This is a genomic window from Leifsonia sp. T36S-04 (genome assembly GCF_042465655.1).
Lineage (GTDB): Bacteria > Actinomycetota > Actinomycetes > Actinomycetales > Microbacteriaceae > Leifsonia.
Map to the genome: position 1 here is coordinate 749,346 of NZ_CP146286.1, position 16,205 is coordinate 765,550.

Annotated in this window: 19 protein-coding genes; 8 read left to right on the forward strand and 11 right to left on the reverse strand. The window is 68.6% G+C overall.

The annotated features are described in order from the left end of the window. Window positions 1–57: 57 nt before the first annotated feature. Complete coding sequence (locus P3F85_RS03705) at window positions 58–798, reverse strand: PspA/IM30 family protein (protein WP_374009906.1); 741 nt, start codon at window positions 796–798, stop codon at window positions 58–60. A 45-nt stretch (window positions 799–843) separates the two neighbouring features. Then, window positions 844–2,997, reverse strand: coding sequence for a TPM domain-containing protein (locus P3F85_RS03710; RefSeq protein WP_374009907.1), 2,154 nt, complete (start codon window positions 2,995–2,997; stop codon window positions 844–846). A 186-nt stretch (window positions 2,998–3,183) separates the two neighbouring features. Between P3F85_RS03710 and P3F85_RS03715 the strand changes: the two genes are divergently transcribed. The 3 genes from P3F85_RS03715 to P3F85_RS03725 all read left to right on the forward strand — a co-directional run bounded on the left by P3F85_RS03715 (window position 3,184) and on the right by P3F85_RS03725 (window position 5,460). Further along, complete coding sequence (locus tag P3F85_RS03715; protein WP_374009908.1) at window positions 3,184–3,945, forward strand: phosphatase PAP2 family protein; 762 nt, start codon at window positions 3,184–3,186, stop codon at window positions 3,943–3,945. Continuing rightward, window positions 3,942–4,586, forward strand: coding sequence for a DedA family protein (locus P3F85_RS03720; RefSeq protein WP_374009909.1), 645 nt, complete (start codon window positions 3,942–3,944; stop codon window positions 4,584–4,586). The genes P3F85_RS03715 and P3F85_RS03720 overlap by 4 nt, the downstream gene beginning before the upstream one ends. Window positions 4,587–4,650: 64 nt before the next feature. Next, entirely contained in the window at window positions 4,651–5,460 is an 810-nt protein-coding gene (locus tag P3F85_RS03725) for a hypothetical protein (RefSeq protein ID WP_374009910.1), read from the forward strand. A 38-nt stretch (window positions 5,461–5,498) separates the two neighbouring features. Here P3F85_RS03725 and P3F85_RS03730 read toward each other — a convergent pair whose 3' ends face one another. Next, window positions 5,499–6,479 carry a sensor histidine kinase gene (locus P3F85_RS03730; protein WP_374009911.1) on the reverse strand — a complete coding sequence of 327 codons (981 nt, stop codon included), beginning with the start codon at window positions 6,477–6,479 and terminating at the stop codon, window positions 5,499–5,501. Next, window positions 6,476–7,141 (reverse strand): response regulator transcription factor, encoded by a 666-nt coding sequence (locus tag P3F85_RS03735; RefSeq protein WP_374009912.1) that lies wholly within the window; start codon window positions 7,139–7,141, stop codon window positions 6,476–6,478. Before P3F85_RS03735 ends, P3F85_RS03730 begins: the two co-directional genes overlap by 4 nt. A gap of 93 nt (window positions 7,142–7,234) precedes the next feature. Between P3F85_RS03735 and P3F85_RS03740 the strand changes: the two genes are divergently transcribed. Further along, entirely contained in the window at window positions 7,235–8,065 is an 831-nt protein-coding gene (locus P3F85_RS03740) for a ZIP family metal transporter (protein WP_374009913.1), read from the forward strand. A gap of 49 nt (window positions 8,066–8,114) precedes the next feature. Here P3F85_RS03740 and P3F85_RS03745 read toward each other — a convergent pair whose 3' ends face one another. The 3 genes from P3F85_RS03745 to P3F85_RS03755 form a co-directional block, all read right to left on the reverse strand. Beyond that, the gene (locus tag P3F85_RS03745; RefSeq protein ID WP_374009914.1) at window positions 8,115–9,020 is read right to left on the reverse strand and encodes a bile acid:sodium symporter family protein; all 906 of its coding nucleotides are present in this window, start codon (window positions 9,018–9,020) and stop codon (window positions 8,115–8,117) included. A gap of 104 nt (window positions 9,021–9,124) precedes the next feature. Next, window positions 9,125–9,562, reverse strand: coding sequence for an alternative ribosome rescue aminoacyl-tRNA hydrolase ArfB (gene arfB, locus P3F85_RS03750; protein ID WP_374009915.1), 438 nt, complete (start codon window positions 9,560–9,562; stop codon window positions 9,125–9,127). Between the two features lie 40 nt (window positions 9,563–9,602). After that, on the reverse strand, window positions 9,603–10,244 hold the full coding sequence (locus P3F85_RS03755; protein ID WP_374009916.1) for a class I SAM-dependent methyltransferase: 642 nt from the start codon (window positions 10,242–10,244) through the stop codon (window positions 9,603–9,605). Between the two features lie 100 nt (window positions 10,245–10,344). Between P3F85_RS03755 and P3F85_RS03760 the strand changes: the two genes are divergently transcribed. The 3 genes from P3F85_RS03760 to P3F85_RS03770 are packed head-to-tail and all read left to right on the forward strand — an operon-like array spanning window position 10,345 to window position 11,521. Further along, the gene (locus tag P3F85_RS03760; protein ID WP_374009917.1) at window positions 10,345–10,572 is read left to right on the forward strand and encodes an RNA-binding S4 domain-containing protein; all 228 of its coding nucleotides are present in this window, start codon (window positions 10,345–10,347) and stop codon (window positions 10,570–10,572) included. Between the two features lie 44 nt (window positions 10,573–10,616). Then, entirely contained in the window at window positions 10,617–11,168 is a 552-nt protein-coding gene (locus P3F85_RS03765; RefSeq protein ID WP_374010986.1) for an MOSC domain-containing protein, read from the forward strand. Then, window positions 11,165–11,521, forward strand: coding sequence for a LysR family transcriptional regulator (locus P3F85_RS03770; RefSeq protein ID WP_374009918.1), 357 nt, complete (start codon window positions 11,165–11,167; stop codon window positions 11,519–11,521). The genes P3F85_RS03765 and P3F85_RS03770 overlap by 4 nt, the downstream gene beginning before the upstream one ends. A gap of 43 nt (window positions 11,522–11,564) precedes the next feature. On the opposite strand, the gene P3F85_RS03775 is transcribed toward P3F85_RS03770, so the two are convergent. The 4 genes from P3F85_RS03775 to P3F85_RS03790 form a co-directional block, all read right to left on the reverse strand. Beyond that, window positions 11,565–12,653: an LCP family protein gene (locus P3F85_RS03775; RefSeq protein WP_374009919.1), complete on the reverse strand. Its 1,089-nt coding sequence runs from the start codon at window positions 12,651–12,653 to the stop codon at window positions 11,565–11,567. Between the two features lie 150 nt (window positions 12,654–12,803). Then, the gene (locus P3F85_RS03780) at window positions 12,804–13,304 is read right to left on the reverse strand and encodes a histidine phosphatase family protein (RefSeq protein ID WP_374009920.1); all 501 of its coding nucleotides are present in this window, start codon (window positions 13,302–13,304) and stop codon (window positions 12,804–12,806) included. 225 nt (window positions 13,305–13,529) lie between these two features. Next, window positions 13,530–13,919: a DUF6855 family protein gene (locus P3F85_RS03785; protein WP_374009921.1), complete on the reverse strand. Its 390-nt coding sequence runs from the start codon at window positions 13,917–13,919 to the stop codon at window positions 13,530–13,532. An 11-nt stretch (window positions 13,920–13,930) separates the two neighbouring features. Continuing rightward, window positions 13,931–15,640: an esterase/lipase family protein gene (locus P3F85_RS03790; RefSeq protein WP_374009922.1), complete on the reverse strand. Its 1,710-nt coding sequence runs from the start codon at window positions 15,638–15,640 to the stop codon at window positions 13,931–13,933. A gap of 169 nt (window positions 15,641–15,809) precedes the next feature. Here P3F85_RS03790 and P3F85_RS03795 point away from each other — a divergent pair, with 169 nt between their 5' ends. Then, a complete protein-coding gene (locus P3F85_RS03795) occupies window positions 15,810–16,205 on the forward strand; it encodes a CPCC family cysteine-rich protein (RefSeq protein ID WP_374009923.1) in 396 nt (131 codons plus the stop codon).

Here is a 16,205-nt window from a genome sequence, read left to right on the forward strand (position 1 = left end):
CCGCCGACAGCGCGGCCCCGAGGTCTTGGACCTCGGGGCCGCGCTGTCATTCGCCGGTCACTGCTCGATCGACGGCTGCCCGCCCGCGGAGCCGGCCTTGAGTGCGGCAAGGCGCGCATCCACCTCGCTGAGTTCGCCGAGGTCGTCCAGTTGCGCGAACTGCGCGTCGAGGCTGGATGCGGCAAGCTCCTGAGAGCCGCGCACCCGGGCCTCCTCGCGGCGGATCTTCTCCTCGAAGCGGCTGACCTCGCTGGTCGGGTCGAGGATGTCGATGCTCTTGACCGCGTCCATCACCTGCGTCTGCGCGTGAGCACTCTTCGCGCGGGCGACGAGCTCGTTGCGCTTCGACTTGAGCTGCTCGAGCTTCTCCTTCATCGCGTTGAGCCCGGTCTTCAGCTGCTCGACCACCTGGGTCTGCGACGCGATCTGCGGTTCGGAGGCCTTCGCCTCGTTCTCCGCCTGGATCTGCCGCTGCAGGGCGACCTTGGCGAGCGCGTCGAACTTGTCAGCGTCCGCGGTGGCACCGCTCGCCCGGAACTGGTCGGCGCGGCGGCTGGCGGCGAGGGCCTTCCCGCCCCATTCCTGGGCGGACGCGACATCCTGGCGGTGGTCCTCCTCCAGGAGCCGGAGGTTGCCGATGGTCTCGGCGACGGCGCTCTCCGCCTCTGCGATGTTGCTCGTGAAGTCGCGCACCAGCTGGTCGAGCATCTTCTGCGGGTCTTCCGCCTGATCGATCAGCGCGTTGACGTTCGCTCGGGTGAGCTGTGAAATGCGGCCGAAGATGGATTGTTTTGCCATGGAAAGTCGTACCTCTCGTATTCGTAACAGGTTGGGAGTCGCGAGTCAGAAGGATCCGCCGCCGCCGGAGTCTCCGCCGCCGAAGTCGCCGCCGCCGCCGATGTCTCCGCCGCCGAAGTCGCCGCCCCCGCCGATGTCTCCGCCACCCCAGCCGCCGTCGCCCCCGGCATTACCGCCGCCGTCGCCATCGCTGTACCCGCCGCCGAAGCCGCCGTTGAAATAGCCGCCGCCTCCGCCGAAGAAGCCGCCGTTGTTGCCGCCGCGGAGGACGGAGTCGATGAGGATGCCGCCGAGGACGGCTCCGAGGATGCCGCCGCCACCGCCCCGGCCGCCGCCGCCCATGTAGCCGCCGCCCATACCGCCCATGCCGGGCATCCCGAAGCCGCTGACGTTGCCGTCGGCGAGTTGGATGGCTTCGGCGGCCAGTTGGTCGGCCCGCTGCGCCTGAGCGAGCGCTGTTGCCGGGTCGGCGCCGGGGCTCTGCGCGAGCGAGAGGAGTCGGGCGCCCTCGGCGAGCCGGGTGCGCGCCTCGGCGCCGACAGCGCCCCGCCGGGCCGCGATGTAGTCGTTCGCGGCCTGCACGTGTGCCTGTGCGGACGCGAGCGTCTGTCCGAGGGAGGCGGTCGCGCGCTGCTGCGCCTCCTGCTGGCCGCGCGCCGCCCCGAGGACGTTGTCGAGTTGCTGGTCTGCGAGCTGGAGTTTCTGGATGAGTTCGCGCGGATCGACGTGGCCGGCCGCGAGCCTCGCCTGCACCTCGGAGAGGGTGCTCTCGGCCGCGCGAGTGGCCCCCGCGATCGCACCGGTCGGGTCGCCGGCGGCCGCGAGTGCCCGGGAATCCGCGATGTCGCGTTGGAGCTCGGCGATCAGCGAGTCGATGGTGGCCCGGGCGCTCGCCAGGTCTTGGGCGGCACGATCCACCGCATCCAGCAGGAGATTCGCCTGGCCGAGGGCCGCCTCAGCCGCGCGGACGCTGACCGCGGCCTCGCTGCTCGCACCGGACGCCGCCTTCGCCTCGGCATCGTTCAGCGCGTCCCCGGCGAAGGCGAGCCGTTCGGCGGCCTGGGCGGGGTTGTCGTTCACCGTGCCCAGGGCGGCACCCGCATACGCGGCCTGCAGGGAGTCGAGGGTCGCGGTGGACTGCGCCGCTCGGCGCTGCGAGGACGCGAGTCCGGTGCGCAGGGCGGAGACCTTGCCCGGGATGTCCTTCTCGAGCGCCCGCAGCTCGGCGAACGCTTGCTCCTGCTCGGTGAGCAGCGCGCTCGCCTCCGCTGTCAGCCGGACGATCTGCGCGTTCCATTCCCGGCGCTCGCCTTCGGTGTCCGGGATGTCGTCGTCGAGCTTCTGCCGGAGCGCGAAAGCGTCGGTCAGCTTGCCGCGGGCCGCCTCCACGGCTGCGACGAACGGTTGCGCGGCCTGGTCGCCATACTGCGCCTGCGCGAAGCCCACCTCTTGGGCGCTTGCTTGCAGTGCGTCGTCCATCCGGACGAGCGCCGCTGACGCCCTCCGCTCCAGCTCGGGCAGCGGCATAGCTTCCAGTTCGTCGACGGGCGCCGGAGCGGGCGCACCCGCCACGGCGGTCGCGGCCTGACGTCGGCGTCGCCGGGTGAACAGGATCACGGCCACGACCACCAGCACGACGATCACACCGACCACCAGCAGTCCCCACACGAATCCGCTGCCGGAGCCGGGCGCCGTCGCACCTTGACGGGCCGGTGCACCGCCGGACCCTGCTCCCGATCCGCTGACCGCGTCGCCGAGGCCGGCGGCCGTGGCGCGCGCGGCGCCGGGCCAGTCGTTGGCGCGAAGTCGTGGCTCGAGGAGGTTCTGCTCGATGGAGGTCAGCTGGGACTCCGTCACCGGACCGGCGGCCTCGCCCCAGAGGTAGTACTGGCGGCTGCCGATCGCCACCGCGAGGAGGTAATCGCGAGCACCGAGGTTGTTCTGCCGTGCGGTTTGGATCGCCCAGGATCGTGCGTCGCTCGGGGAGGAGAAGGTGTCGACGTACGCGACCGACAGCGTCAGACCATGCTGCTCGTGCAGGGTCGTGATGGCATCCTGCACGGCGGCCGTGCTGCTGCCCAGTGCCCCGGCCGAGTCGACGATGTGGTCCGCGCCGATGGTGACCGGCGCCTCGGCGCTGGCGGGGGACGCGACGCTCAGTGTGAGCACGGCCATCCCGAGAGCTACGGCGCCCGTCATGAGCGCTTTACGTATGTGCATTCTTCGTCGTTCCTGCCGTCCGTCGTGTCCTCATTGTAGAAAGCCCCCGTGGGTGTCAGTGGTTGCGGACAAAGTTCTCAGCCGGTTAAGAACTCCCGAGCAGACGCAGGCGTCACCTGGTGATTCTTAGTGGTTCATGGGTGCCGGGTGCGTAGCGTCGACGGGATGACTTCGACCCCGGTGACCGTGCACTCCGCTGCGGTGGCATCCGACCCGCGCACGAGGATGGCGGTGCTCCCGCATCCCCGGCACTGGATCCTGTGGCCGGCAGTGGGCGCTGTGTTCGTGCTGCTCTTCGGACTGCTGGTGCGGTTCGTTCCCGGTATCGCCGCCGTCGAGGTGCAGGCGGACATCTGGCTCACCCACCATCAGAGCAGCCTCGCCAACGGCCTCGCGCTCACGATCGAGACGCTCTTCTCTCCGGCGGGCAGCGTGGCGATCCTGGCGATCTCGTTCCTCTTCCTGCTCCTCGTGCGGCGCTCACCGGTGAACGCCTTCGCGTTCACCTCGGTCGCCGCCTTCGGCTACCTTGCGTGCGAGGTCTTCAAAGCGGCAGTGTCGATGCCGCGGCCGAACGGCCACCTGATGCTGCACCCGCTGCTGGCGGAGACCGGTCACGACAGCTTCCCCAGCGGTCACACCACCTTCGCCGTGTCGTATGCGATCGCGGCTGTGCTGCTCTCGCGCAACACGCGCTGGTTCCGTCTCACCGCCGTGATCGGGACGCTGTTCGCGCTGATGGTCGCGGTGTCACGCATGTACGTCGGCGCCCACTACCTCACCGACGTCATCGGCTCGGCCGTGGTGGCCGCCGTCGCGATCTCGTTCTGGTGCGGGCTCTGGTCCCGGTTCGGGCTTGCCGTCCTCGGCTGGATGCCGTTCCTGCGGCGATTCGGTCCCGTGCCGCTCTCTGAAAGGACACCATGACTGCGCATCTCGGATTGCTCGATCCGCAGGGGATCATCCAGGCGGCGGGCCCGTGGGCGCTGCTGGGGGTCTGCGCGATCGCGTTCATCGAGACCGGGCTCCTGGTCGGCTTCTTCCTGCCGGGGGACACGTTGCTGTTCTTCACCGGCGTGCTCGCGCTGACCGGTCGGTTCTCGGAACCGCTCTGGGTGATCATCCTGGCGGTGATCGTGGCAGCTGCGCTCGGTGATCAGGTCGGCTATGTCATCGGCCGCCGCACGGGTCCGCGTGTGTTCGAGCGCAAGGAGTCGGGGTTCTTCAGCCGGGCGAGTGTCGAGCGGACCCAGAGCTTCTTCGACCGCTTCGGTGGGGCCGCCGTGATGGTGGCGCGTTTCGTGCCCGTGGTGCGGACCTTCGCCCCGGTCGCGGCGGGTGTCGGAAAGATGCGCTGGTCCCTGTTCACCCTCTTCAACGTGGTCGGTGCCGCGATCTGGGCGACCGCGGTGATCATGCTCGGGTACGGGCTCGGGCACATCCCCGGCGTCGCCGACTTCGTCTCCTCCTACCTGGATCTGGTGCTGATCGGCATCGTCGTGATCTCGGTCGTCCCGGTCCTGGTGCGGGTGTTCGCCCTGCGCCGCCGGGCCCGAACGGATTCTTAGCGTCGCCTGAGCGCGAGCGCCCTAGCCTTCGATGCGTCCGACCCGATCGCACGAAGGAGAACACATGACCGAGCCGAACCGTCTCGCGCTTGCCGGCAACAAGGTCCCGGAGCCGACCGCGACCTTCTGGATCATCAAGGTCCTGGCCACCACCGTCGGCGAGACCGCCGCCGATCTGCTGGCTACCAATCTCCACCTGGGCACCCAGTTGACCTCGATCATCATGGCGGTGCTGTTCTTGGTCGTCCTGGTCGTGCAGTTCCGGACCACCCGCTACGTTCCCGCGATCTACTGGCTGACCGTCGTCCTCATCAGCGTCGTCGGCACCCTGATCACCGACAACCTGACGGATGGGCTCGGCGTCCCGCTGGGCGTCTCGACCGCGGTCTTCGCGATCGCCCTCGTTGTGACCTTCGCCGTCTGGTACGCCGTCGAGCGGACGCTGTCCATCCACGAGATCGTCACCCGTCGACGGGAGACGTTCTATTGGCTGGCGATCCTGTTCACCTTCGCGCTCGGCACCGCCGCGGGCGATTTCCTGGCCGAGCAGCTGAACCTGGGCTACCTGGCGTCGGTCGCCGTCTTCGCCGGCGCGATCGCTGTTGTCGCGGTGGCGCACTTCGTGTTCCGGCTCGGAGCCATCGTCTCGTTCTGGATCGCGTACGTGCTCACGAGGCCGCTCGGCGCGTCCCTCGGGGACTTCCTCGCCCAGCCCACGAGCGACGGCGGCCTGGGGCTGGGCACCATCGTCACCAGCGTCCTGTTCCTCCTCGCCATCCTGGCGCTCGTGGTCTTCCTGACTGTGTCGCGACGGGATCGCACCGTCGGCCGGGAGTCGTCGGCGGCGACGCGGGAGCCCAGCCTCGACCTCTGACCCGCGTACGGCAGCTCGGGATGCGGGTCTCGCTCCGCTCAGGCGGACGGGACCCGCATCTCGATGCTCGTGCCCGCCGGCCCAGTGGATGCGACGGTGACCGTGCCGCCGTAGCGCACGGCGATCTCGCGGACGAGTGCCAGCCCGATCCCGAAGCCTGCGCGCGTGCGACCGGTCGTCGTCGACTCGGCGCGCGCGAACCGGTCGAAGATCCGGGCCGGTTCGATTCCGCTGATTCCGGCGCCCTGGTCGGTGACCGTGAGCACGGCATCCCTCCCGTCGCGCCGAACGAAGACGGTCACGCTGGACCCGGCGGGGGAGTGCGCGAGGGCGTTGTCGATCAGGGCGATGGCGCAGCGCTGGATGCTGGTCGGCGGGACCGTCATCGATACATCGTCGTGCTTCTCGAAGCGGAGGGCGACCTCGTTGTCGCGCGCGAGCACCTGCAGGGACTGGACCGCCTTCTCGACCGGCTCGGAGAACGGGGACGGATCGGACGGCGTCTCCCGCTCCGGCCCTGCCGCCAGCAGCAGGTCGTTGACCACGTCGATGAGGGTCCGGGTGTCGCTGCGGAGTTCCGCGATGGATGCTGCGGAAGGATCATCCGGTGCCAGGCTCCGTTGCAGGACTTGCAGCCGCGCGTCGAGCACGGCGAGCGGCGTGCGCAGCTCGTGGCTCGCGTCCGCGATGAAGTTGCGCTGCAGCTCGAGCGCCTCGCCGAGAGGGCGGACGGCGCGACGGGTGGCGATGATGCTGAGCGCCCCGGCGATCAGGATGGCCAGCACGCCGACGATGACGAACGCGATCAGCGCGGCGGTCGTGTCGATGTAGATCTTGTGCTCGCCGGGCTGGGGCGGTTCGTTCACCTCGGCGGGGCGCAGCTGGTCGAGGACGAAGATGAACGCGACACCGATGGCAGCGACCACGAGAGCACCGGAGGCGATGGTGATCTGCAGGGCCACCGCGCGCGATGCCCGTCGGACTTCGAACGAGTCGGTGCCGTCCTTTCCCTTCTTCACGGCTGCCCCAACCGGTAGCCCGCGCCGCGCACAGTCGACACGATGTGCGGATCCGTCTTGCGCCGCAGGTAGTGCACGTAGGTGTCCACGGTTCCCGGCTGCTCGTCGGACTCGAACACCGCGTCCAGGATCTGGCGGCGCGAGAACGTGCGCAGCGGGTTCTCCGCCAGCAGCCGGAGCAGCGCGTTCTCGCGGTCGGTGAGCAGGATGCGTCCCTCGTACGGCGAATACACCGCCCGGCTCTCGGGATGGAATCGCCACTCGCCGATCGGCAGTTCCCGGCCTTCGCCGGTGAACGTGCGGGTGAGGGCGCGCAGCCGGGCGAGGAGCTCGTCGAACTCGAACGGCTTCACGAGGTAGTCGTTCGCGCCCGCATCCAGCCCTTCGACCTTGTCCCGGACGCTGCCGAGCGCGGTCAGCATCAGGATGGGCGCCACGACCCGGCGCGCGCGCAACGTGCTGACCAGCTCGGAGCCGTCCATCCCGGGGAGTCGGCGGTCCACGACGATGGCGTCGAAGTCCTGGGCGAGTCCGGCGGCCTGGCCGGCCTCACCATCCACGGCCCGGGTGACGTCGTAGTGCTCTGCCAGGACCTGCTCGATGAGCGGGCCGAGGCGCGCGTCGTCCTCGACGAGAAGCACCCGCAGCCGTTCCACCACCATGCTTTCAACTTACCCGGCCGCTCTCAGATGCTTCCCAGATCGCGGAGATGTAAGTTAGGTGAGCCTTAGCTACCAAACCGAATGAGAGTGTGCGTGGACGCAGGGACCGTCATCGTCATGGGCGTCATCGCCGGAGGAACGATCTTCATCGGCCTGCCGGTCGGAAGGCTCTCGGCACGAGCAGCGGGCCTCCGCGCGATGCTGAACGCGATCACGATCGGCGTGCTGCTGTTCCTGCTGTGGGATGTGCTGGTCCACGCGGTCGAACCGGTGGAGGGGGCACTCACGGCCGCGTCGGTCGAGCACACGGCGTCGTGGTGGCCGTTCGTGGGCCTGGCGGCGCTCCTGTTCGTCGGCGTCGGCGTCGGCCTTCTGGGGCTCGTCGCGTACGACCGGTGGATCGCCGGGCGCGGGCTGCGGGCCGGCGCCTCGACGCAGTCCAGCGGCGGCGTGCTGCGGCTGGCGGAGCCGGCCAGCCGGTTGGCGTTCCTGATCGCGGTGGGAATCGGCCTGCACAACTTCGCGGAGGGTCTGGCCATCGGCCAGTCCGCAGCTGGCGGCGAGCTGCAGTTGGCGGCCGTTCTCGTGGTCGGGTTCGCGTTGCACAACGCGACCGAAGGCTTCGGGATCACTGCGCCGCTGGCCGCGTCGGCCGTGCGACCCTCCTGGCGCCAGCTGGGGGTACTCGGTCTGATCGGCGGTGGGCCGACGCTGGTGGGAACCCTGCTCGGAAGCGTCGTCGTGAACGACGCTCTCGCCCTGGTGTTCCTGGCGCTGGCAGCCGGATCGATCGTCTACGTCCTGGTCCAGCTGATCGGCGTCGCACTGAAGATGGGCCGCGGCTACCTGCTGTACGTCGGCATCCTGATCGGCCTGTTCGCCGGGTTCGCGACGGACTTCGTGGTGACGGCCGCGGGGGTGTGAGCAGGGTGGTCTCGCCATAGGCGACGATCGCCCTAACGGGACGATCGCCTCAACTGACGGGCGCGTGACGGTCAGAACGTGACGCAGCTCGCCGCCACACCAGGGCGAAGCAGACGACGATCACGATCCCGACGGTGTTCAGGATCGTGATCGAGACGGTCACCAACGGGTCGGCCCCGAACGGGAAGATCATCATCAGGAGCATCGGAGCGATGTTGCGGACTGCCGTGGTGATCTCGGTCGCGTGCCGTACTCCGACATCCGTGAACCGGAGGCCGGAGACCAGGAGGTAGCCGCTCCCCAGGCCGATGAACGGCCCGGCGAGGGCACCGATGTAACTCTCGGTGCCCCACGTCTGCACGAACTGGTCCCAGTAGGCGACCAGCGTGAAGTTGAGGTTGAACAGCAGGCACACGATCGCGAGTCGCACCACCCATTTCGCCAGCGGCTTCGCAAGCTCGGGCCACCACACCCGGAAGGCGCAGCCCAGGATCACCGGCACGAGGAGGAAGACAAGCAGAGGCCAGAGGATCGCCCAGGGTGAGGTCGTGAGGTGTGCGTCGACCGCGTCGATGGCGAGGGGCAGCCCGATCGGCAGGGCGATGATGGTCGCTGTCGTCAACACCACGAGGAGCGTGGTTGCGATGCTGACATTCGCCTTGGCCAGCCGGGCGAGCAGCGGCGCGAACGGCATACCTGCCGACAGGGCAGCGACGCAGAACCCGACCTTGATCTCGCCGGGGATCGACGAGGCGACCGTCAGCAGATAGCCGACGAAGATGGCCGGGATGATGACGAAATTGATCACCAACGCCCACGTGGCGATCTTCCAGTGGGTGGCGACCTGGGCCAGAAGCTTGCCGACGGGGAGCCGGAGGCCCAGCCCGAACGAGTTCAGGATGACGAAGAGCACGCCGAAACCATTGATCAGGACGCTCACGCCCGACTGCGCCATGTCGCGCCACCTTTCGTGAATGGCGCCAACCATACGCGGCGGAGGATCCCGTCCGGCAGACAGCAGTTCTACCGGTACCGGCGTCGCGGTCACTCGAGTGGGGATCAGTCGTGCGGGGGACGTCGCAGTCGCTTGAGGTCGGTGCGCCGTTTCTTCGCATCCAATCGCCGTTGCTTGGCACCACGACTCGGTCGCGTCGGTCGTCGCGGCGGCGCCGGCGGCTGGAGGGCGTCGCCCACGATGTCGACGAGGCGGGCGCGCGCGGCCTCGCGGTTGCGCAGTTGGGCGCGGTGCTCGGAGGCCGCGATCGTCAGCGTTCCGTCGACGAGCCGACCGGCCAGGCGCTCCAGCAGTCGTTGCCGCTGGTCGGGCGAGAGGATGGTCGAGCCCGCCACATCCCACACCAGTTCCGCCCGCGAGTCGGCCGTGTTCACGCCCTGCCCGCCGGGACCGGATGACGGCGAGAACCGCCACGACAGCTCGGACTCGGGGATCGTGAGTCCTGGGCCGACCTGTAGGCCGGGGCGGTGTGCGGCGGGCATGCGTCCATCATCCACCAGCGGGCACCGCGTCAGTCGGTCCCTACACCGGTGCCGGACGCGTCGCGCGGATGCGTTCCACCGCGCCGGAGCGCAGGCGTTCGTCCTCGACGACGACGAGGCCCGCGGCCTCCACTTCGCCGCGGTGGCGGCGCGTGAGGTGCTCGCCCTGCAGCGGGATGGTGACGCGTTCGAGCATCCACTGGCCGGCGAAGATCACGGCGACGTCGCTCCGGACATGGTCCACGACGACCACGGATCCGCCCGGAGTCACCACGCGCGCCATCTCGGCCACGGCGACGGCGGGGCGGGGGATGGAGCAGAGTGCGAGCGCGCACACCACCGTGTCGAACGACCCGTCCGCGAACGGGAGCGCTTCGGCGTCGCCTTCCCGCAGGTCCACGTCCCTGTCGAGTTCCGCGGCCCGGCGTCGTGCGATCTCCAGCATCGCGGGGCTGAGGTCCACGCCGACCAGGCTCACATCGCCGCGATAGTACGGGAGGCTGCGGCCGCCGCCGATCGCGACCTCCAGCACCCGGCCCGTGGCGCGCTCGCCGATCCACTCGCGCGTTCCCGCGAGCATCGACCGTTCGGCCTTCGCGATCGTGGCGTCGTAGCTTTGGGCGTGCCGGCCCCAGTAGCGCTGCTGACGCCGCGTCTCCCGGGTCACCCGCGCATCCGACATGACGCCATTGTGTTCGACGGGGACGCGGCGCGCCAGGGGATGCAGACCTCCGGCGACCCGGCAGACCGGGCCGCCGAGGCGGGTGGGTTAGCATTTCGGAATGACGAACTCGGGTCCGATCGAAGACATCCCGATCGGCGGTGAGGGCATCCGCCTCGGGCAGTTCCTGAAGTTCGCGGGCCTCCTCGACTCCGGCGGGAACGTGAAAGAGGCCATCATCGACGGCTACGTGACCGTCAACGGCGAGGTCGATCGCCGCCGCGGACGGCAGCTGCAGCTCGGCGACGTCGTCACCTTCGAGGGACGCAGCGTCCGCGTCAGCCCGTGACAACGATGCCGGATGATTCGCGAGAGACTCGTACTGTGAACGGGATTCGGGATGAGCAGGCGCACGTCGTCGATGTGAGTAAGGATGGCGTCCACAGCTTCAGCAAATCGGTGGTCGACGAGGTCGTGCTCATCGAGGGCTGGGGTGTGGAGGGGGACGCGCACGCGGGCACGACCGTGCAGCACCTGTCCCGCGTCGCCCGCGACCCGTCGCAACCGAACCTGCGGCAGGTGCACCTGATGCACGCCGAGCTGTTCGACGAGGTCGCGGACGCGGGGTATCAGGTCGCGCCGGGGCAGCTCGGTGAGAACGTGACGACACGTGGAATCGACCTCCTCAGTCTGCCGACGGACACCCTCCTGTACCTCGGCGCCGACGCGTGCGTGCGCGTCACGGGCCTGCGGGACCCGTGCCGGCAGATCAACGTCTTCGAGCCGGGACTGCTGCGCGAGGTGCTCGGGCGAACGGAGGACGGTTCGGTGGAGCGCAAGGGTGGCGTCATGGCCGTCGTCGTCGCCGGGGGAGTCGTGCGCCGGGGGGACCGCATCCGCGTCGAGGTGCCGGCGGGCGAGCTCGCGCCGCTGAGTCCGGTATGACTGCCGTGAACGTCACCCTGCTCGTTCGGTTCGTCGCGGTGGCGGAGGCGCTGCACTTTCCGCGTGCGGCGCGGACGCTGGGCATCCCTCTGCCGTCCCTTTACTCGTCGATCTCGAAGCTCGAGGATGAAGTGGGAACCCCGCTCTTCGTCCGCGACTCCGCGGAAACCCGGCTGACCAAGGCCGGAGTGCTGTTTCTGGCCACGGCGCGGGAGGAGATCGCTGCGGCCCCCGTGCCGGTAGCGAAGCCGGTCGTTCCGGCGGGTGGCAAGGCCAAGGCCTCGAAGGGCAAGGGCCGCGCGCCGGCCGTGAAGGGACAGCCGAAGCCGTACAAGAAGCGGCAGGGGCGGTAGCGCGCGACAGCGTCAGACCGCGATCGGGAGCGACGTCTGCGGGTCAGTGGTCGGCGACGAATGCGCCGAGGGCATCCTGAGCGAGCGCAGCTTGCAGCGCCGGGAGCGAGGACTGATCGAGATTGACGATCGACTGTCCGTCGGCGGAGGTTCCGGTGCCGGCGGTCGGCATCGTGAAGGTGTGGATGCTCGACGCGCCTGCCAGCCTCATGCTCGCCGCGAGCGCGAGGATCGTCGGCAGATCGAATTGGCGGTCGACGCTGAGGTGGGACCCTAGTGCGCCGGCGAAAGCCGTGACCTTTCCCGGATCGGCCAGGGTCGACCCTTGCGTCAGCTTGTCGATGAGGCCCTTCACCAGAGCCTGCTGATCGGCGACCCGCTGGTAGTCGGCCGTGGGGAACGCGTAGCGCTCGCGCGCGAAGGCCAGCGCCTGGTCCCCGTCGAGATGGTTGAGTCCCTTGCTGAAGACGTAGTGCGGCGACTTGACGGTCGTGAACGCCACCGGGCTATCCACATCCACGCCGCCGAGCGCTGTCGTCATGGCCTTGAGTCCCTGGAAGTCGATGATGGCGACGTGGTCGATCCTGGTCCCCAGCAGTTGCTCGACGGTCTGAATGGCCAGCGGTGTGCCTCCCCAGGCGAGTGCGGCGTTGATCTTCGCGGTCCCGTTGCCGGGGATCGGCACCCACAGATCGCGCATGATCGACATCACGTAGACGTCCTTCCGATCGGCGTCGATGTGGACGAGCATCATCGTGTCGGATCGCTGGTTGGACACACCGGTTGCGTCCACCGTCGTCGGGTCGCCGCGCGAGTCGGAACCCAGCACCAGGATGTTCATCGCGTTCGTGTGCAGCGCCGCCGGGCGTGTGGCGGCGGGAGGGAAGGCGCGCTGGATGTGCGTGACCGAGGAGTCGAACTTCGCGGCGACGTTCCCCGCGTAGACCAGCCCGCTGACCACGACCGCGCTGACTGTAAGGAGGATGACGGCGATCGTGGAGGCGATCACCACGAACAGCCTCGAGTGCCGACGGCGCGCCCGGACGTCGCCGGGGCGGGCGGCGGACGGCCGCGGGGCTCCGCGACCGGGGCCGCCCCAGTGGGGATGCGCGTGTCCAGCGTGTGCAGTCATGATGACCGTTTCCGCACGCCCGGGGGGAGTGCTTCGTCCGGCTCCGACGAAGAGGGAGCGTTAAGTGAGCGTTGCTCACTTACAAAACGCTACGCTCGCCCGGGCAAAATGTCCTCATTAACGAGGACACGATTTGTACCCCAGTTCGGGTTACCTCAGGTCGTCATTCTCCGCACGTCCGGAGGCGCGGAGCACCGCTGACGCCGTGTCGAGTCCGAGCCATGGTCCTGTGACGTCGATCACGGCGATCCCAGACGTGCGCATGATCACATCGTCATCGCCGAGACGCGAGGCTAGCTGCTCCATGCCCGGATTGTGGCCTAACAGGAGCACAGTGTGGACGGCATCCGGCACGTCACGCACGATGCCCAGAAGCCGATCCGCGGACGCTGCATACACCCGGTCGTCGAACCGCGTGGGAGGCGGAGCTGCGAACTGAGCGGAGACGAGGGCCCAGGTCTCGCGGGCACGGCGGGCGGGCGACACAATCGCGAGATCGATGCTGTCCACGTGGGCCGCGAGCCATCGCCCGGCGAGTGGGGCCTGAGCGTGGCCGCGCCCGGCCAGCGGCCTGTCGATGTCCGGTTCAGGTCCGGACCAATCCGACTTGGCGTGCCGCAGCAGGATGAGGGTGCGATCGAGGTCTGTCACGATGCCATCGTGCGCTTGTCAGGAGGGCCGGGCATAGCCCGTGCGTGGATGCGCGCCGGCGAATGGTGAACGTCTAGCGCCGACTCGGGAAGAAGATTACGGCAGCAGTGGTGACGGTGAGCCGGTCCGACTCGATGCCGCAACAACTCGCCCCCGAGTCAAACTCCCACAGACGTGCGTCGACCGACCAGGGACAGTTAGTCGTGCGCATCAAGTGTTCGCCAGTCACACCGCCCGCACCCGGTTGTTCCGTGCCTCGTGCGTCAGCTCCACCCGGCCCAGCTTCTCCAGCAGCGGCGGCAGGTACATCCCGAACCGCCCGCGGTATCCCTTCCGCAGCCCGTACCAGCCGCCGACCGGGTTCGTCTCCGAGCGGCCCCACGCCTCCACGGTTCCTTCCGCGGCCGGCTTCTGTTCGTCGGCCGCTCCGAGGGGCACCCAATCGCCCTGCTCGACGAGCCAGGCGTGGAGGTCGTCGATCGCGCGGGCCTGGTACTTGAGCTGGGTCGATCCGACCTGGCAGACCAGCTCGTCGCCGTCGATGTACATCTGATACTGGGACGTGCCGGGGGCGGTGGTCAGCTCCCAGGGGTCCTCTTTGGTTCCCTCAGCCATGCGTTTGCTCCTTACGCCCGCTCCGTGATCGTGATCAGCAGGTTCGTTCCGTCGTCGAAGATCGGCAGCGTCAGTGCGCCCTTCGGGAGCGGGACGCGGCCCACGCGAGCGCCGGTGTCCGCCTGTTGGGGCAGATCCAGTGGATCCGGCATCTGCGCCCGGGCGGCGATGGGACCGTCGAACTGGCTGTTCCAGCCGGTCCACACGCCGAAGGGGGCGCCCGGGCGCGGACGGCCGACGTCGACGATGAGCACGTCGCTCCAGTCTCCGACCTGTTCGAGGTTGTTGCTGAAATCGAAGGCGCCGGTCCTGCGGGTGGTCGCGACCTGGTAGACCTTCAGGCTCAACGCGTAGCGCGAGAGCTCGTCGGTGGTCGCATCCGTCGACATGAATGCAGGAGTGGGGTCGGCGGGCGTCGTGCCGTCGCCGTTCGCGGTGACGAGGGTGGGGGCGAGGTCGTCGGGCGGCTCCTTCTTCAGCAGGAAGGTGCCGACCAGCGGGACGGGAGTGTTGATGCTGTCCGCGACTTTGGGCTCGGCCACCTCGTTCAGCTGGATGGGGGAGTAGTGGGCCGCCGTCTGCTCGGTCATGAGCACCGACAGGCCGCGGATGGCGAGCTGCATGTCGGCCTGCCAGGCGACGCCGTTGCTGAGCTCGTCCGTCTTCGGCATGCCGGACAACTCCACCTTCACCGCCCACGTTCCGAACAGGAAACGCTGCAGGTTCTGGTAGCCCTCCTCGGAGTTCACCTCGCCGTAGCGCCCGGAATGCGACTTGTACACGAAGGCCCGGTGCGCGTTCTTCACGTAGGCGTTCTGGATCTGGACGAGACCGTCGCTCTGCGGGCCGACGAGGTCCTTCGAGATGCCGTAATCCTTCTGGTCGGTCCCGATCAGGCAGAAGACGTTGTCGGTGTCGAAGACGTCCTTCGGGATCACCCGCGGGTCCCACGGCGGCGTGAGGTTCGCCGGCGGGGTGTCACCGAAGGTAGCGCCCTTGGTGAGGTAGCCGTACATCTTCGGCGGGGAGAAGATGTCGGCTCCGGCCGGGCCGAAGGTCTCCATCGCCCAGTTGAGGACACCGCTCGTGAAGTTGATGCCGCCGTGCGGGGTCGCATAGGTGAAGAGGCGCGCGACGATATCCGTTGCGTTCCGCCGGGGCTTGCCAGCGGCATCCGGGGTCCCGCAGATCTTCTGGATCATGCACCGCGCCACGAGGCCGCCCATCGAATGCGCGACCAGGTTGACCTTGGGATGCCCTGCCGTCTTGTCGACCACCGAGGTGATGAGTGTGTAGAGCTCGGTCGCGGCCCGCTCGATGTCGAATCCATCGGCCGTTACGTGGTCGTGGATGCCGTGCGTGATGCGGTCGAAGAACCGCTCGACCGGGTTCTCGTGCTCGTCATCGTCGGCGGGGCGGAAGGTGGTGGCCGCGACGTCGTAGAAGCGGCTGACCCAGATGGTCTTGGGGTCGAGACTGGCGTCGTCGGCGTCGGCCAGCAGCTCGGTCTGGCTCCCCCGGACCAGCAGCCGGTAGTCGTGCTCACCGATCAGCCGCAGCAGCGGGCCCTCGAACTGGTAGAAGCGCGGGTCGCCGTCGCCGTCCACGCGCGTATGGGTGGCGCCCTCGTTGAAGCCGTAGAACGGGTCATCCACGGTCACGTCGATCTGACTGGTCGGGCCCGCGTAACCACGGCAGTAGACGATCGGAAGCGCATCCATGACGGATCCCTTCATTCGGGCGTATCTGTAGAGGTGTGGATGGCGGTCAGCCGCCGGTTGATCCGTCACCCAACAGGATGCCAGCGAGCTGAGGATTCGTCGCTACCGAGTTTTTCCGGGTGCGTACGCCGCTGGGCCGCACTGTGCGACCGCGGCTATGCTTGCGCCCGTGAAGAGGCGCGCGAAGGCCGAGCCCGGAGGCGTCGTCCGCGGACCCAACGACGACCCATCGCTCAGCGATGACGAAGTGGTGGCGGGACGACTCGCGTGGTTCCACTGGTACGTCTCGTTCGAGAATGTGTACGCGCCGGCGTCTGATCGCCTCTACTCCTGTCCGTGTTGCGGGCACCTCACCCTGAAGGAGCGCGCCGGGTACGAGATCTGCGGCGAGTGCTGGTGGGAGGACGACGGCCAGGACGATCACGATAGCCACGTCGTGCGCGGCGGTCCGAATGGCAGCGAAAGTCTCGATGCCGCCCGAGCCAGGTATGTCCGAGACGGTGGAGTGCGCCTCCCGCATCAGCCGCCGACGCCGCCCGAGCGAACCTGGATCGTCCAGCCGTAA